A 12394-nucleotide genomic window follows, 5' to 3' on the forward strand; every position below is an offset into this window, starting at 1 on the left:
ATAGTAGTACCTCATCCCCTACTCTAATCTTCTCATACACGTCCTTAGTAACTACGAAAATGCCGTAGTCACGAATAGTAAGCGTGTATAACTTGCCGTGCCGCCCCTTCTCGACGACCTTACCAAAAATCTCAGCGCCTGCGTTATCCGCCTTATAGATAACCAGCGGCTTCTTCTCTTCCAAATCTCGAATCCTGTCCATCTGCCAGATGTTTAGTCCAGCAGATACCAGAATCCAGATTGCGATAAAACGTTTCAATATGTGACCTCTCTTCCATCTCTTACTTTTTGCAAATAATATTTATATATTTCATTGTCGGTATGTTCATTTACTAACTTTTCAAATGCTTTATTGACCACTTCTGATATGCTTCTATAACCATAATATTCTTTGATGGTTTCGACATGGTCATACATATCTTTGGTAAGCGTTGCTTGTACCTTTCTAGCCATCACTCCACCTCATACCTCATCAAATAAACTTAATTGAGCGTTATGGTTTTTTATCCGCTCCTCTGCTATATCAAAATAATAGTCATCTATTTCAGTTCCTATAAAATGCCTATCTAGCTCTAATGCTGCCAGCGCTGTCGTTCCACTTCCCATAAATCCATCGAATACAATATCTCCAATGTTTGAGTGTTTTACAATGCACCTTTTTATCAATTCGATAGGTTTTTGATTTTGATGGAGTAGTTTATCTGAGCTGACTCGCTTGAAATCCCAAACATCTGTTAGGCGCTCGCCATTAAATTTCTTTCGTCCTTTGTTCGCCAATATTATCATTTCGTACTGCTTTCCAAATTGCGCTTCCAAATCGCCAGCAGTGTGATTATTTTTTCTCCAAATAATAATATTTTTTACCGTGAAATATTTCTCAATTTCTTTTTTAAAAAAATCAACTTTATCAAACGAACAAAATATATAAATAGCCGTATCATCTTTTAAAATTCGAAAACACTCTTTTATATACTCTTTTATCAATTCAGGATTGTTATCATTTTCAATAACGTTTGAAAATTTATGTTTTTCTTTCCTCCAATTTGTTTTGTAATTTATCAAATAAGGCGGGTCTGTTACGATTAAATCAATTTTATTATCAGGAATTGTTTCCATAAATTCCAAGACATCTTTTTTTATAATTTTATCTACTTCCACTGGCTATACCTCCTAAATATGAATCGTTTCAATCTGCGACCTCCTCCTTCAATTTAAGCTCAATCTCTAAGTAAAAGCTTTGATTAGGTATCTCCAGTATCGCTGTAGTGGTTTTACCATCAGAACCCACGATAACTTCTCCGATTGCCAAAACTAAGTCTCGAATTGTGCTATTTAGCGTAAGGCTCATCACTCCACCTCCTCATTATATTTTTCTACCAATTCATGCAACCACGACCAACGTTCGGTTTCTTCAACGATTGGGTCAACTTCCCTTTCTTGCAACCAAGCTGAGAAATTAACCACATTATCAATGTAGATTGTGTCGTAATCGCCCCAATCCCAAACAGTTAAATAAATTTCTGTTTCAGTTCCATTTTCATCTTCAACCGTTATTGAACCATTTTCAACCCACGCTGTACCAAAACACAATTCGCAAGTGCCAGTCTGTTCTTCTTGAAAATCTGAATGGTATTCTGTCACTTTATATTTCATCTTCCAACTCCTCTACTTTTTTCCTCAATTCTTTATTCTTTTTCTTCAACAAATCGCGCTCCAGCGCTCTAATCCGTCTCTTGCGTGCATCGCACGGTTTCGAATACTCGATTATCTTCTATTCATTTTGCTCAATTGTGCGTTTCAGTCCTTCGATTACTACCTGTTTATCGTAATTCATCGTCTAAAAATCTTTCAATAGCTTCTCTATAGGAGACTTCCACCATACCGTCTAAGTCGTTCAGGGCTTCAATATAGTCTGGACGCCCTTGCCCATACTGCTTTTTCAAAAACTCAACAAAGAGATGAATTTCCTGATAGGTTACTCCAATCATATTTCTATCCTCCTATCAAATCCCATCAACTATCCTCTGCAATATCTCGTGATATTCGTAAATCTCCAGCTCAATCCTATAATTCTTATTTCCGGACTTGCCACCGTGCATGAACTCAGTCGATACTATCACGTTGTAATTATCATCTGTCCAAATCTTAGCGTCCGTCAAACCATCAAACAAAGCCTTGCTTGTGGGCGACCAGTTCGGTGGGTCATACTTCCGATTTGTCGGAGGATATATCCGAACCTTAACCTTGCAAGGTTTGTCCTCGCTGTAAGGTAAGCCAAAGTAATCTCTCAGTACATTCTTGCCCTCGTATTCGGCTAACTGCCGTAAGAACTTAGTTGTTTTAGCCTTTTGATGAAAGTGCGGTCTATCATTTGAGTTAATCATCTGCTTCCTGTTCAACTCAAATTTAAGAATCAATCTCTCCTGCATTCAACCTCCCTAGCCATCTAGCTTTTTCCACGCTTGCTATTGCAAGAATGTCATTAGCTAAATCAAAAGCTGTGTACCAATCCAGAACTCCTAACAAGTCCTTGTGCTCCTTTAATTCATCAACTAAGCTTTTCAGTCGTTCCAATGGGTTGCTTTCATACCCCAACAGATATCCAACGTTTACCCCGAGGTATTTAGCAAGTTGCTGGGCTTTTTCTGGTTTAATTTGGCTTTCTCCGTTTTCCCAGCGCGATAGAGTCTTTTCTGATATGCTCATTTCTTTTGCTATTTCCTTTTGAGATAGCTTTTTTGCTTGTTTTAATTCTTTTAGTCTGTTCATCAAAACACCTATTTAAAATGGCAAATCATCATCCGAAATATCCATCGGATTTGAATTTCTCGCAAAATTAGGTGCTTGCTGGTCGTGGTTATCAACTACTGGTTGACTACCATCTTTCTTAAATTCCATCAGCTGGAAATTCTCAGCAACCACTTCTGTCACATAGACACGTTGTCCTTGTTGGTTATCATAAGTCCGAGTCTGAATGCGTCCAGTGATTCCAATCAAAGCGCCTTTCTTAGCCCAGTTAGCAAGATTTTCAGCCTGCTTGCGCCACATAACGCAATTGATAAAATCAGCTTCACGCTCTCCATTCTCGCTTTTAAATGTGCGATTTACTGCAAGAGTAAACGTAGCGACTGCCACATTTGATTGTGTGTAGCGTAATTCTGCGTCTTTGGTCAAACGACCAACTAATACGACATTATTTATCATTTTCTAGTTTCCTTTCAATTTAGCAAGTAACATATCCGCATCTTCAATCTGCGACTGCTTAATCATCTTATAATCGACCACTCCAAGATGGTTCAAGAACCATTTAACGATAGAGCCATCCTCTTTGCCTTTTTCAACAGAAATAGCAGCAATTTCTTTCAGATAGTAGTTTGCTTTTTCAACTGAGATAACTGGGTCATTAGCTTTTTTAGCTTGTTGATTTTCAGCTTCGTTCATATCACTTGGATATTCGTCAACATCTTTCTCTCCGATTCCAAACAACCCCTGTAGTGCATATTTGCGAGCATAAGAACTAACCGCTCCTGTCCATTGTGGTACTTGCATTTGCTGGTTTCCTGTTTTAAACACAGGAACCTTATCCAATTCCGCAAAACCAACTGACTGAAATTGTTTATCTCCGTTTGATACAATAGCGGTTGATTTTACAAAAATACGTTCCCCTACACCAAACAAATCGTCTGATACAGTCAATTCCCAGTCGGTATTGATTTCTTTAAATTTTGTATAAATATCCTCAGCATTTCGGAAAGCGTAATTTACACCTTGTTTTTTCTTTTTTTCTAGTTGCATTCTCTTTTGCAATTCTGAAAAAGCTAATTTTGTCATATCCTAACTCCTATCTGATACTCAAGTTTTTATGCTCAACCAAACTTGCACCAATGATTTCAAGTCCCTTCTTCAAGTCCTCTTTCAAGCGTTTCTTATCCGCTTTCCAAGTTGCTACCTTGTAATATTCTGGCAAGACTGCTTCGTCTACCTCCACGGCTTGAGATTTTCTAAATGATACCTTGAAAAGTGGTGTATCAACACGTTCATGACCTGTCAGGCTCATGCTTGCTGAAAGTGTATCTTTCAAGTGTTCTTTCTTCTTCTCGTCTGCCTTGTTTAGCTCCATCAAGCGCTTAATTTCATTCTTACGAGCCTCAACGTCCGCTTCAAGGTTCTTCATGACCTTGATATAGTTTTCTACCTTGGTTTCATACTCAATTTCCCAATCAATGGAATCCAAGGTGTCTAGTTTTGTTTCTTCGTCCAACTCCAAGTTGTAAACATCAAGAAATTGTCCTGTCAATTCGTAAAGTGTTGCCATCGTTTCTCTCCTATGTCCCTCATTATTCATATTTGGGGTCTATTTCCGTTTTTTATTCTTCGTTCGATAATTTATATACCTGCTTCTTAAAATCGCATACAGGCGATTTTAGAGCCTTCTAAAAGCTCATCTTCTTCCTTTCGTCTTCTTCAAATTCCAATTTTCACGTTTTAAGTGTCTATTTTCGTTTTGCAATTTCAAAATAATATTTTGTTGCTCGTTGATGATTTCCCCGAGCTCTCGGCCAAGATGAATATATTCAGCTCGCCAATTATCGATTTCTTCGTGTAGCTCCTGAATCATACTTCATCCCCCACGTATCGATACTGCCCACAGCCAACATAGATGTACTGGCTTGGGTCAAGTTCCTCACGTTCTTCAGGCGGTTGCATTATATCTCTGTCGTAATCAAACATGAGCATACACCTTTCCAAGTTCCAGCACTCGTTTCACATATCTAGCCTTTGATGTTAGCCCAAGATCCAGCAATTCGTTTTTTTCTTCATGATTGGCCAAAAGCCATACACGGTTTTCAAGTTCAATTCTAGTCATTAGCGTCTCCTTTGCTCTATCCCAAATACTTTGCATGGCGTGCTCTTCGTGGTTCTGGCAAGGCTAGAGGCTCAGGGCGCAATCCTTGAGGCGGTTCGTTGTCGTAGGTGAAGCCTTTGAACTCTCTGCGGATATTCTTGCGGATTTCTTGTCGCTGTGCCTCTCTACCACGTTCGTATGCTTGGTTGTAACCTTGGATAATCATAGACGCAAATTCTTGCTCTTCTCGTCTTTCTTCTTCCTTCTGGCGGATTTTCTCCTCTTCCTGCTTATCCATCTGATGAGCTAGAAGCCCTGCACCGATAAATCCTAAAATCACTGCACCAGTTCCTAAAAGCTGGCTAACTAATGGTGGTTCAAACATTATTCTTCCTCTTCATCATCTTCTTCTGCCATATTCTGCTTAATCGCCTCACTTGGGCTCATGCCATCCAATACATCCTTGATGACATGTGAGATGTCGTGGGTTACTTTCAACGGCTTTTCTAACTCATTAGGTAGCCCCAAAAGTTTTGTAGTTAGCAATCCAAGCGTAGATAATTTATGTAGCTTTTTTTGTAACTGTTCAATGCGTTCAATTTTTTCCTGTTGCGCTTTGATAATTTGGTCTTTGTTAATCATTGTTTTTCTCCTGTGGATAACTCAGTTATCCCTTTCTTTTATTTAGATTAGTAGTAGTTTGTTGTAAAGTTAGTAGTTATTATTCTGCTATCGTGTCATCTTAACGGTTTTAGACATTTCTTTCTTCCATGATTGACTGCCTCGATATTGCAGATAAGCATCAAAACCTTTGATTGTGACAAGCTGACCATCGTTTCTAAGGTATTTTTGTTGACTAGGTAATTTTTTCATCTCTCGCCTCATATCTCCCGCTTGTCGTTTTGAACATCCAAAGATGTGCTCTAGTTCTTCATCGTTTGCAGAAATCTTCTCGATGATCACGTCTTTAATTCTCACGATTTGAACTGTTTCCATTTTTGCTCCTTTCGTGGTATAATTTTCTTGAATAATTTTGTCATGCGCCTGATTGCCGTCAGGTGCTTTTTTGCTATCTCCTTTTCTGCTATAATGAAACCAGAAAGGAGGTAATATTATGACTGAAATTCACGCATGTCTTTGCGGAAATTGGGTGAACCTATCAGCCGACGACGATTGTGTAATGGGACCAAATATGGCTAGTCCTTACATTTGGTGGGAAGAAAATGCAGAACTCTACTCACCAATTTCTAAACCTGAAGCAAACTCGATGTACCATCAGGATTATATCTACATTCACTATCGTGGCGCTGACTATCGTATCCATCCAATGTTCATTCAAATCGTTTCTAGATAACTTTTTCTAGTCTGCTAGAAATGATTTCTAAATCTAAGTCGTCCAGTTTCAACTGGTCGGCTTTTTGATTTAAACGAGCTTCGATAGCTTGGTTAATTTCAAACCATTCTATTTTTGTAAATCGGCTCCTGAATTTTAGAAATTCCTTTACTGCTTCTTTCATACTGTCCTACTTTCCATCGCCCTGAGTTCTATCTCATGGCTGACTTGTTTCAATAGCTTCTCACACGCTATTTTAGCTTCTCTGTACGTTGTGTTCTCGCTGATGAAGTAATCAGCAAGTTCGATAATTTTATCTTCCATTCAACCTCCTATATCAGCCTCAAGACTGATGTAATATCCTCCTAAATTGCTATAATACTCTTGACTAGGACCTCTCACCGTTTTAGTCAAAATTCCAATAGAAAGGAGGAGATAGTATGGCAAATACTCCAATAAAACCTGGAACAGATAATCAGAAACCTGGTCGCTATGTAGAGGTAGGACCTCGTGGCGGAAAAGTTACTAATGGTCATACCGCAACTATCGGAAAAGGTGATCGGCTCCCTCCGACATCTGCTAAAGGCAACGGTTGGAAAAAGTCTAATCTTCGTTTGCGTACAATCGTTCAATGGTTGTACGCTTTTTCCATACACAAAAGCACATTCCCAAAAAATCAATTTGAATCCATGCTTCGGCGTAATCTTTCCCATTGCTGGCATAGTGAGTTATATAATGGTGAATCATTTTATTCCTTCCTCCTATTGAGTTACTTGAGAAGTATCATGAATGGCTTCATAGCTAAGACGCTTAAATTTTTCTAAGTCTATCTGAAAATTGATAGGCTTTTTTCTTTTCCCACTATACGGATATCGTCTTGGTCTCATTTCCTCACCTCCTAACTCGTATAAATCCCGCCATTTCTGGCAAAGGCTCGTAGTTCGTTCATCTTTCTTGTAAATTGGTAGTCGCTTGTAATCAACAACCGCTCTTTCAGCAAGCTAGACAATCCGTAATGTTTTTCTTCAAACTGTTCAATAATCTGCTGACGCTCTTTAATAGTCACTTGCTGACAAGGTGCGTCTAGACTCTGTGTCATTGCTAAATTTGAACGCATTGGTCTTCATGTTTCCTTTCGTTATTCTATCTACGAGGCTTTTCTCGTAAAGTTTCTCCAAGTGATTGCCCCCGTAGTTGGTTGTAATAATCGTGTTCGTCCTGTTTTCAAGTATCTGATACAGGACTTTTTGCATCCAGTTGTTCCCCTGCTTGATTTCATCGCCTACACTTGACTCTTTGCCAAGATCGTCCAAAATCAAGTAGTCCACTTTCTGCAAGAACTGGATAGTCCGTCTTTCTTCCCACTTGGAATCCTTGTATCTAAAAGCGTCTTTCATCCGTGAGAATAGTTCCATGGAGGGAATATAGACCACCGAGCGCTTCAACTGGAACTTCTGGAAACTCTCGTTCAGTGTCTTAGCAATTCCAATTGCTAGATGGCTCTTCCCAACTCCAGGCGGACCACTGATAATCGTATTCCCTTCATATCGCTCTTTCACATAGTCAACCGTCACACGTTTAGCGAAATTGACCGCCTCAGCATCTTGGTCTGTGTGAATCTCAAAGCTGCCGATAGTCGCATTCTTCAAATCAGGCGGAATAATACTCTCCTTAGCAAACAAAGAGTAAGACCTTGTATTTCTAATTTGAGCCTCAGCTTGCGCCAGTTGCTCTCCTGCTTGACTGTGGATTTTCTCCTGTCCGCATTCAGGGCAATAAGTCAGCACATTCTGCGTGCAAGGGTTGACTGAGCGCCACATATAGACTCCCTCATGCTTGGGGCATTGGGTATTCAAGGTTTCAATCTGTAAAAATCTACCCTGCAATTCATCTCTTGATACTGCTCGCATAGCACCCTCCTAGAATCCCAGTCGTGGGTTGTAACCGTCGTCTGACAATCTTAACTCACTGCTTGGCTTCCCACTTGACCGCTTCGGTCTCTGTCTATTCTCTACCAACTCAGCAGTCACTAGACCTTTCTGTTTCCAGTCTCTCAAAATACTCTCAAGATACTTAAAGTAAGGTTTACCATTGCCCACACATTCCTTGATTGCTAACTTGATAACCTCTTTACTATGGTCTTGCAAGAAGTATTTCAAATCCTCAATCTCAAACGGTGTTGGGTATCTGCCAAACTCTGAAAAAATCCAATCGTGAACAATCCCCAAGTCATTTTCGGGTGCGTCCTCTATACTATATAGATTATTAGCACCAGCACCATCTGGTTCAGTAATTCTGTTTATGTAACTCTGATTAATGTAACTCTGATTAGAATCAAAGTTTTTTACTTCCGTAGGTAAAGAATTTTTACTTATGTGGTCAAAGTTTTTTACTTCCGTAGGTAAAGAATTTTTACTTATGTAACTAGATAACCTATTTACATAAATCTTGTCGCTTTTGTTAAATTGCTTTTTTAATTCAATCAAGCCAAAATCAACTAATTCCTTTTTTCTCTTGATGATTGTAGGTTTTGATAACTGAACAAAATAATCTTTTTGTAGCTCTTCAATCGATAAATGAATATATGCTCCTTTTTCATCAATCCAGTTATTCTTCAAAGACAATTTAAGCCTATCTTTCATAATTGAATACAAAACTTTTGCTTCCATACTTAATTCTGAAAACGCTTTGTCTTTAATCAAAACAACTGGTATTTTTATGAAGTCAAGGAAATCTTCGATGTCGTCTTTTTGTATCACCATTCAACTAAATCACCTCCTATTTATAAAAATCCCCAGAAACTATACACTTGAAGTGTAGTTTTTCTCGAAAAAAATTTCATCCAGTGGAATATCAACTATACGACAGAAATCTATAGCTGTAGTTATTCTCATAGGTGTATCATATCTTTCATAATCCATGTATGTATTTCTAGAGATTCCTAATTTTTTAGCGATTTCCTCTTGAGTCATTCCTGTTTTTATTCTCGCCATTTTTAAGCTAATTTTTTGCACGCACTCACCCCCTTATCTTAATTCGTCTAAGCTGACTTCCAGTGCATCAGCGATTTTGCACATATTCGTCCACGACATCTCTTTCATCCTACCAGCCTTCAGATTTGAAAAATTAGATGGATGGACACCCGATTCCTTAGCTAAACGATACATCGACCAGCCTTTTATTTTTAATTGTTTTTCAATTTTATCCCACATCAAAAAACACCATATGTTGTGCTTTTCAAGCACACTAAATCCTTTCTTATACAATATGTTGACAACCAAATACGTTTGGGTTATAATATATCTTGACTAAGACCTCTCATGTTTTAGTCAAAATTTCAATAGAAAGGAGGTTCAAAAAATGAGTAAGCTTAGCCATAAGCCAAACCACGTTGTTAAGAAACTAACCTGGGAAAATCTCGATAATATTCTATTATCTTATTTTTCAGAGTCGACTACTGATAAACCTAGCGCAGTAATTCAGTTATCTGATTTTGAAATGTCTAAAGCTGAAATTATCGAAGAAGCAACTGCTCAAGGTTATCAAGTTATCGATAATTCTGATGGTTACTTAAAGTTTCTATAACGAATTTTAAAGATGATATATTTGTACGATTTACATCAATATCTCTTTTTAACTTAGCGATCTGTCTATCAGATTGCTTTTTTCTTTTCCCACTATACGGATATCGTCTTGGCCTCATATCCTCACCCCCTTTCAAATGTGGTATAATCAAAATAAAAATGATTGGAGAAATCTTATGGATTCTAATCAACTATTCTGCTTATTTTGCGGTTGTTCTATTCCAAAGCACTACGATACATTCCGAGAAGACGAACACTACTTTTTGATTCGTCGTTCACATTTTATAAGTGACGAAAATATGAGCGATAAAATAAAAATACAATCAATGAAGTGTCCAAACTGTCATAAAGTTTCGATTGATATCGTGGGCGTTGGTAGTCAATTTCCAAATCGTATTATGCACTTCAACCCTATTTCACTTGCAAAAGTCTATCCAGACTACATCCCTCAGGCTATCAGAAGTGATTATGAAGAAGCTCACGCTATCTTAGATCTCAGCCCCAAAGCTTCTGCTACCCTCTCTAGACGTTGTCTACAAGGAATGATTAGAGATTTTTGGGGAATTTCTAAAGCAAGGTTAGTAGATGAGATAGATGCTTTAAAAGAGGCTGTTGACCCTAGCACTAAAAATGTACTCGACGCTCTACGAAAACTTGGAAACATTGGCGCCCATCCAGAAAAAGATGTAAATCTTATAGTGGATATCGAATCAAATGAGGCTCACAAGTTGCTGAAGTTTATAGAACTACTTATGCAAAAATGGTATATTGAACGCCATGATAACGAGCAATTACTACAAGATATTTTAGATTTGGACAAAGATAAACAAAATCAACGCAAACCTAAAAATTCTTGATAATGCGGAGAGCAAGGATCTAACTCAAATATTAGATTGCCGTCCATGTTATAATACTGTTCTACAACCCTAATGCCATCCGTCTCGGTTCCTTCGCCTCTCAAAATTGAAAGATGGATAACTTTTTCAACCTTCAACTCATCAGGTCTACCACGTCTATCGTGGTATTTTTCTTTTTGTCCTGGCATTCCCCTACTCCTTATCTTTTTTATCACATCGGTACTTCACTATCTGACGGATAGTAAAAGACACAACCACAAATCCTGCTAGGATTATCAATCCAATTTCTTCACTCATTGCTTTTCACGGCAAATGATGGTACACTATCAAGTAGAGGTTGGGGCTTCTGCCCCTTTCTCTACTTTTTCTTAAGCTCTTTGTCTTTGAGCTTGTAAGCTAAGTACTGCTTATGCCAAAGACGAGCTTCTCTGACTAAGCCTAGTGCCAAGATGACGGTTGCAGTGTCCTTGGTTGCTAGGCTTTTTATGATGTGTTCCATCATTTGCCTTACCTCCTGTTTTATTTTGCTCTATGAGCAACAACCTGCCAAGGATTTGAACCTTGGTGATACCAATCAGGCTACATTTAGTTTATCAAGCATTCCTGCAAATGCTGCATCAAAACGAATGTCATCGATTTCCTCTTGAGTGAAACCAGCATCAAGAAGGTAACGCTCTTGGCGTTCAATCTCCTCTGCTAACTCTGTCCATCCAAAAGCGAATTGACGGCAGTTAGTACAGAATGTTTCAAGTTGGCTGTAGAGGAAGTTTTCCTCGTAAGTACCTTGGATTAAAGTTTCCTTAGCTACTGCTTTAAAGATGTTGATTGCTTTCTCGTTTAATGTGTTCATGGTGTTTCCCTCCGGTTTGTTTTTGTTATTTCCTTAAGCTTGATTATATTATACTACACTTCAAGTGTAGTTGCAAGTGTTTTTTGCCTTTTTGTTAAAAAAATTTTACTTTTTTACACTTTAAGTGTACAATAGGGGTATAAAACAAAGGAAAGAAAGGAGTTAGCGAATGGATTCATTGGCTCAAAATATAAAGTACTATCGTAAACTATCTGGACTTACTCAAAAGGAATTGGCTAAGAAACTGTCAGTGGCTCCTACTGCTATATCGGCGTGGGAAGTTGGTAGAAACCAGCCTCTAATGAATAATATAGAGCAGATGTCTGCTATTTTTGGTATCAAAAAATCCCTGCTACTCGGTGAAGATTTTTCAAGTCATGTTGATAAAGCCACTTCCCCAATCCAAACCATCTACGACGAACTAAAACCTCCAAGACAAGCCAAAGTCCTGAATTATGCAAAGAGGCAACTGGACGAGCAGAAAAACGAAGAAGAAACGAAGATAAACGAAGTATCGGAGAAAGTTCTCGACTTGTACCAAGTTGAGGTTGTATCTGAGACAGCCGCAGCTTCTGGATTTAACTATGGATTTGGGTACGACGATACAGACAGAGAGACTATAGAGGTTGACCAGCAACCGCCACGTCACGACATTGCGACTAAGGTCAGCGGAGACTCCATGCAGCCTGACTACCAAGACGGAGATATTCTCTATTTAGTAGACAAAGGACTGACCACCTACAACGGAGACCTAGCAGTTATCGCATACGGAGACCGTTCTTACTTTAAGAAGATCTATACCGAAAACGGACGCTTACGCCTCGTATCACTCAATGACAAGTACGAAGACATCATCCTAGACTTCCCACCAGCCGAAGACACGCACATCAAGATTTATGCAGTTATCGGGGTGTATAGAGGGGA

The 12394-nt window shown here is 38.7% G+C and carries 30 protein-coding genes and 1 pseudogene; 5 read left to right on the forward strand and 26 right to left on the reverse strand.

Annotated features, from left to right (window positions below):
- The 16 genes from HT736_RS04695 to HT736_RS04770 form a co-directional block, all read right to left on the reverse strand.
- A partial coding sequence (locus tag HT736_RS04695; protein ID WP_000819334.1) for a DUF1372 family protein occupies positions 1 to 259 on the reverse strand: 259 nt, incomplete at its 3' end.
- Positions 256 to 453, reverse strand: coding sequence for a hypothetical protein (locus tag HT736_RS04700; RefSeq protein WP_023934265.1), 198 nt, complete (start codon positions 451 to 453; stop codon positions 256 to 258). The genes HT736_RS04695 and HT736_RS04700, both read right to left, overlap by 4 nt.
- 9 nt (positions 454 to 462) lie before the next feature.
- A complete protein-coding gene (locus HT736_RS04705) occupies positions 463 to 1158 on the reverse strand; it encodes a site-specific DNA-methyltransferase (RefSeq protein WP_172923250.1) in 696 nt (231 codons plus the stop codon).
- 28 nt (positions 1159 to 1186) lie between these two features.
- The gene (locus tag HT736_RS04710) at positions 1187 to 1348 is read right to left on the reverse strand and encodes a hypothetical protein (protein WP_023934264.1); all 162 of its coding nucleotides are present in this window, start codon (positions 1346 to 1348) and stop codon (positions 1187 to 1189) included.
- Entirely contained in the window at positions 1348 to 1653 is a 306-nt protein-coding gene (locus HT736_RS04715) for a hypothetical protein (RefSeq protein ID WP_023934263.1), read from the reverse strand. The genes HT736_RS04710 and HT736_RS04715 overlap by 1 nt, the downstream gene beginning before the upstream one ends.
- 167 nt (positions 1654 to 1820) lie before the next feature.
- Entirely contained in the window at positions 1821 to 1988 is a 168-nt protein-coding gene (locus tag HT736_RS04720) for a hypothetical protein (protein WP_000580654.1), read from the reverse strand.
- 15 nt (positions 1989 to 2003) lie between these two features.
- Entirely contained in the window at positions 2004 to 2429 is a 426-nt protein-coding gene (locus HT736_RS04725; protein WP_001158043.1) for a hypothetical protein, read from the reverse strand.
- Positions 2407 to 2769 (reverse strand): helix-turn-helix transcriptional regulator, encoded by a 363-nt coding sequence (locus HT736_RS04730; protein ID WP_023934262.1) that lies wholly within the window; start codon positions 2767 to 2769, stop codon positions 2407 to 2409. Before HT736_RS04730 ends, HT736_RS04725 begins: the two co-directional genes overlap by 23 nt.
- A gap of 12 nt (positions 2770 to 2781) precedes the next feature.
- The gene (gene ssb / locus HT736_RS04735) at positions 2782 to 3204 is read right to left on the reverse strand and encodes a single-stranded DNA-binding protein (protein WP_000609572.1); all 423 of its coding nucleotides are present in this window, start codon (positions 3202 to 3204) and stop codon (positions 2782 to 2784) included.
- A 3-nt stretch (positions 3205 to 3207) separates the two neighbouring features.
- Positions 3208 to 3831 (reverse strand): ERF family protein, encoded by a 624-nt coding sequence (locus HT736_RS04740; RefSeq protein ID WP_000163474.1) that lies wholly within the window; start codon positions 3829 to 3831, stop codon positions 3208 to 3210.
- 10 nt (positions 3832 to 3841) lie between these two features.
- A complete protein-coding gene (locus HT736_RS04745) occupies positions 3842 to 4315 on the reverse strand; it encodes a siphovirus Gp157 family protein (RefSeq protein ID WP_000224405.1) in 474 nt (157 codons plus the stop codon).
- Positions 4316 to 4441: 126 nt separating this feature from the next.
- Entirely contained in the window at positions 4442 to 4618 is a 177-nt protein-coding gene (locus HT736_RS04750; protein WP_023934261.1) for a hypothetical protein, read from the reverse strand.
- A 105-nt stretch (positions 4619 to 4723) separates the two neighbouring features.
- Positions 4724 to 4867, reverse strand: coding sequence for a hypothetical protein (locus tag HT736_RS04755; RefSeq protein WP_000196747.1), 144 nt, complete (start codon positions 4865 to 4867; stop codon positions 4724 to 4726).
- Positions 4868 to 4883: 16 nt separating this feature from the next.
- Entirely contained in the window at positions 4884 to 5231 is a 348-nt protein-coding gene (locus HT736_RS04760; RefSeq protein ID WP_023934259.1) for a hypothetical protein, read from the reverse strand.
- Positions 5231 to 5488, reverse strand: coding sequence for a hypothetical protein (locus HT736_RS04765; RefSeq protein WP_000608473.1), 258 nt, complete (start codon positions 5486 to 5488; stop codon positions 5231 to 5233). Before HT736_RS04765 ends, HT736_RS04760 begins: the two co-directional genes overlap by 1 nt.
- Positions 5489 to 5575: 87 nt before the next feature.
- Complete coding sequence (locus HT736_RS04770; RefSeq protein WP_000450963.1) at positions 5576 to 5842, reverse strand: hypothetical protein; 267 nt, start codon at positions 5840 to 5842, stop codon at positions 5576 to 5578.
- A gap of 196 nt (positions 5843 to 6038) precedes the next feature.
- Between HT736_RS04770 and HT736_RS04775 the strand changes: the two genes are divergently transcribed.
- On the forward strand, positions 6039 to 6200 hold the full coding sequence (locus tag HT736_RS04775; RefSeq protein ID WP_237701456.1) for a hypothetical protein: 162 nt from the start codon (positions 6039 to 6041) through the stop codon (positions 6198 to 6200).
- Here the strand turns inward: HT736_RS04775 and HT736_RS04780 are convergent.
- Together HT736_RS04780 and HT736_RS04785 are read right to left on the reverse strand one after the other, a co-directional pair.
- On the reverse strand, positions 6193 to 6363 hold the full coding sequence (locus tag HT736_RS04780; protein WP_000656630.1) for a hypothetical protein: 171 nt from the start codon (positions 6361 to 6363) through the stop codon (positions 6193 to 6195). The two genes, HT736_RS04775 and HT736_RS04780, sit on opposite strands and share 8 nt — an antisense overlap.
- Entirely contained in the window at positions 6360 to 6503 is a 144-nt protein-coding gene (locus HT736_RS04785; protein ID WP_023934258.1) for a hypothetical protein, read from the reverse strand. The genes HT736_RS04780 and HT736_RS04785 overlap by 4 nt, the downstream gene beginning before the upstream one ends.
- 116 nt (positions 6504 to 6619) lie before the next feature.
- Here HT736_RS04785 and HT736_RS04790 point away from each other — a divergent pair.
- A pseudogene (locus HT736_RS04790) lies at positions 6620 to 6781 on the forward strand (YjzC family protein); the annotation flags it as partial.
- 296 nt (positions 6782 to 7077) lie between these two features.
- Here the strand turns inward: HT736_RS04790 and HT736_RS04795 are convergent.
- The 5 genes from HT736_RS04795 to HT736_RS04815 are packed head-to-tail and all read right to left on the reverse strand — an operon-like array spanning position 7078 to position 9391.
- Complete coding sequence (locus HT736_RS04795) at positions 7078 to 7245, reverse strand: hypothetical protein (RefSeq protein ID WP_000152772.1); 168 nt, start codon at positions 7243 to 7245, stop codon at positions 7078 to 7080.
- On the reverse strand, positions 7235 to 8089 hold the full coding sequence (locus HT736_RS04800) for an ATP-binding protein (RefSeq protein ID WP_001203053.1): 855 nt from the start codon (positions 8087 to 8089) through the stop codon (positions 7235 to 7237). Before HT736_RS04800 ends, HT736_RS04795 begins: the two co-directional genes overlap by 11 nt.
- Before the next feature lie 9 nt (positions 8090 to 8098).
- A complete protein-coding gene (locus tag HT736_RS04805) occupies positions 8099 to 8941 on the reverse strand; it encodes a replication initiator protein A (RefSeq protein WP_000236631.1) in 843 nt (280 codons plus the stop codon).
- A 39-nt stretch (positions 8942 to 8980) separates the two neighbouring features.
- Positions 8981 to 9193: a helix-turn-helix transcriptional regulator gene (locus tag HT736_RS04810; protein WP_001169630.1), complete on the reverse strand. Its 213-nt coding sequence runs from the start codon at positions 9191 to 9193 to the stop codon at positions 8981 to 8983.
- A 12-nt stretch (positions 9194 to 9205) separates the two neighbouring features.
- Positions 9206 to 9391, reverse strand: coding sequence for a helix-turn-helix transcriptional regulator (locus HT736_RS04815; protein WP_000263488.1), 186 nt, complete (start codon positions 9389 to 9391; stop codon positions 9206 to 9208).
- 148 nt (positions 9392 to 9539) lie between these two features.
- On the opposite strand from HT736_RS04815, the gene HT736_RS04820 reads away from it, so the two are divergent.
- A complete protein-coding gene (locus tag HT736_RS04820; protein WP_000040990.1) occupies positions 9540 to 9764 on the forward strand; it encodes a hypothetical protein in 225 nt (74 codons plus the stop codon).
- 175 nt (positions 9765 to 9939) lie between these two features.
- Positions 9940 to 10620 carry a DUF4145 domain-containing protein gene (locus tag HT736_RS04825; protein ID WP_023937598.1) on the forward strand — a complete coding sequence of 227 codons (681 nt, stop codon included), beginning with the start codon at positions 9940 to 9942 and terminating at the stop codon, positions 10618 to 10620.
- Here HT736_RS04825 and HT736_RS04830 read toward each other — a convergent pair.
- From HT736_RS04830 to HT736_RS04840, 3 genes are all read right to left on the reverse strand, one after another.
- On the reverse strand, positions 10596 to 10808 hold the full coding sequence (locus HT736_RS04830; RefSeq protein ID WP_023934689.1) for a hypothetical protein: 213 nt from the start codon (positions 10806 to 10808) through the stop codon (positions 10596 to 10598). The two genes, HT736_RS04825 and HT736_RS04830, sit on opposite strands and share 25 nt — an antisense overlap.
- 170 nt (positions 10809 to 10978) lie before the next feature.
- Positions 10979 to 11122, reverse strand: coding sequence for a hypothetical protein (locus tag HT736_RS04835; RefSeq protein WP_078748297.1), 144 nt, complete (start codon positions 11120 to 11122; stop codon positions 10979 to 10981).
- A gap of 72 nt (positions 11123 to 11194) precedes the next feature.
- A complete protein-coding gene (locus HT736_RS04840) occupies positions 11195 to 11470 on the reverse strand; it encodes a hypothetical protein (protein ID WP_054393268.1) in 276 nt (91 codons plus the stop codon).
- A gap of 169 nt (positions 11471 to 11639) precedes the next feature.
- Here HT736_RS04840 and HT736_RS04845 point away from each other — a divergent pair.
- On the forward strand, positions 11640 to 12394 hold a 755-nt coding region (locus tag HT736_RS04845; protein WP_172930795.1), incomplete at its 3' end, for a S24 family peptidase.

The sequence above is a fragment of the Streptococcus sp. 339 genome, assembly GCF_013277285.1.
Lineage (GTDB): Bacteria > Bacillota > Bacilli > Lactobacillales > Streptococcaceae > Streptococcus > Streptococcus pseudopneumoniae.

Bases quoted from the DNA above. Each gene is read 5' to 3' on its own strand.
- HT736_RS04700 (WP_023934265.1), bottom strand. From the start codon at position 453: ATGGCTAGAAAGGTACAAGCAACGCTTACCAAAGATATGTATGACCAT.
- HT736_RS04710 (WP_023934264.1), bottom strand. From the start codon at position 1,348: ATGAGCCTTACGCTAAATAGCACAATTCGAGACTTAGTTTTGGCAATC.
- HT736_RS04715 (WP_023934263.1), bottom strand. From the start codon at position 1,653: ATGAAATATAAAGTGACAGAATACCATTCAGATTTTCAAGAAGAACAG.
- HT736_RS04720 (WP_000580654.1), bottom strand. From the start codon at position 1,988: ATGATTGGAGTAACCTATCAGGAAATTCATCTCTTTGTTGAGTTTTTG.
- HT736_RS04725 (WP_001158043.1), bottom strand. From the start codon at position 2,429: ATGCAGGAGAGATTGATTCTTAAATTTGAGTTGAACAGGAAGCAGATG.
- HT736_RS04730 (WP_023934262.1), bottom strand. From the start codon at position 2,769: ATGAACAGACTAAAAGAATTAAAACAAGCAAAAAAGCTATCTCAAAAG.
- ssb (WP_000609572.1), bottom strand. From the start codon at position 3,204: ATGATAAATAATGTCGTATTAGTTGGTCGTTTGACCAAAGACGCAGAA.
- HT736_RS04740 (WP_000163474.1), bottom strand. From the start codon at position 3,831: ATGACAAAATTAGCTTTTTCAGAATTGCAAAAGAGAATGCAACTAGAA.
- HT736_RS04745 (WP_000224405.1), bottom strand. From the start codon at position 4,315: ATGGCAACACTTTACGAATTGACAGGACAATTTCTTGATGTTTACAAC.
- HT736_RS04750 (WP_023934261.1), bottom strand. From the start codon at position 4,618: ATGATTCAGGAGCTACACGAAGAAATCGATAATTGGCGAGCTGAATAT.
- HT736_RS04755 (WP_000196747.1), bottom strand. From the start codon at position 4,867: ATGACTAGAATTGAACTTGAAAACCGTGTATGGCTTTTGGCCAATCAT.
- HT736_RS04760 (WP_023934259.1), bottom strand. From the start codon at position 5,231: ATGTTTGAACCACCATTAGTTAGCCAGCTTTTAGGAACTGGTGCAGTG.
- HT736_RS04765 (WP_000608473.1), bottom strand. From the start codon at position 5,488: ATGATTAACAAAGACCAAATTATCAAAGCGCAACAGGAAAAAATTGAA.
- HT736_RS04770 (WP_000450963.1), bottom strand. From the start codon at position 5,842: ATGGAAACAGTTCAAATCGTGAGAATTAAAGACGTGATCATCGAGAAG.
- HT736_RS04775 (WP_237701456.1), top strand. From the start codon at position 6,039: ATGGCTAGTCCTTACATTTGGTGGGAAGAAAATGCAGAACTCTACTCA.
- HT736_RS04780 (WP_000656630.1), bottom strand. From the start codon at position 6,363: ATGAAAGAAGCAGTAAAGGAATTTCTAAAATTCAGGAGCCGATTTACA.
- HT736_RS04785 (WP_023934258.1), bottom strand. From the start codon at position 6,503: ATGGAAGATAAAATTATCGAACTTGCTGATTACTTCATCAGCGAGAAC.
- HT736_RS04800 (WP_001203053.1), bottom strand. From the start codon at position 8,089: ATGCGAGCAGTATCAAGAGATGAATTGCAGGGTAGATTTTTACAGATT.
- HT736_RS04805 (WP_000236631.1), bottom strand. From the start codon at position 8,941: ATGGTGATACAAAAAGACGACATCGAAGATTTCCTTGACTTCATAAAA.
- HT736_RS04815 (WP_000263488.1), bottom strand. From the start codon at position 9,391: ATGTGGGATAAAATTGAAAAACAATTAAAAATAAAAGGCTGGTCGATG.
- HT736_RS04820 (WP_000040990.1), top strand. From the start codon at position 9,540: ATGAGTAAGCTTAGCCATAAGCCAAACCACGTTGTTAAGAAACTAACC.
- HT736_RS04825 (WP_023937598.1), top strand. From the start codon at position 9,940: ATGGATTCTAATCAACTATTCTGCTTATTTTGCGGTTGTTCTATTCCA.
- HT736_RS04830 (WP_023934689.1), bottom strand. From the start codon at position 10,808: ATGCCAGGACAAAAAGAAAAATACCACGATAGACGTGGTAGACCTGAT.
- HT736_RS04835 (WP_078748297.1), bottom strand. From the start codon at position 11,122: ATGATGGAACACATCATAAAAAGCCTAGCAACCAAGGACACTGCAACC.
- HT736_RS04840 (WP_054393268.1), bottom strand. From the start codon at position 11,470: ATGAACACATTAAACGAGAAAGCAATCAACATCTTTAAAGCAGTAGCT.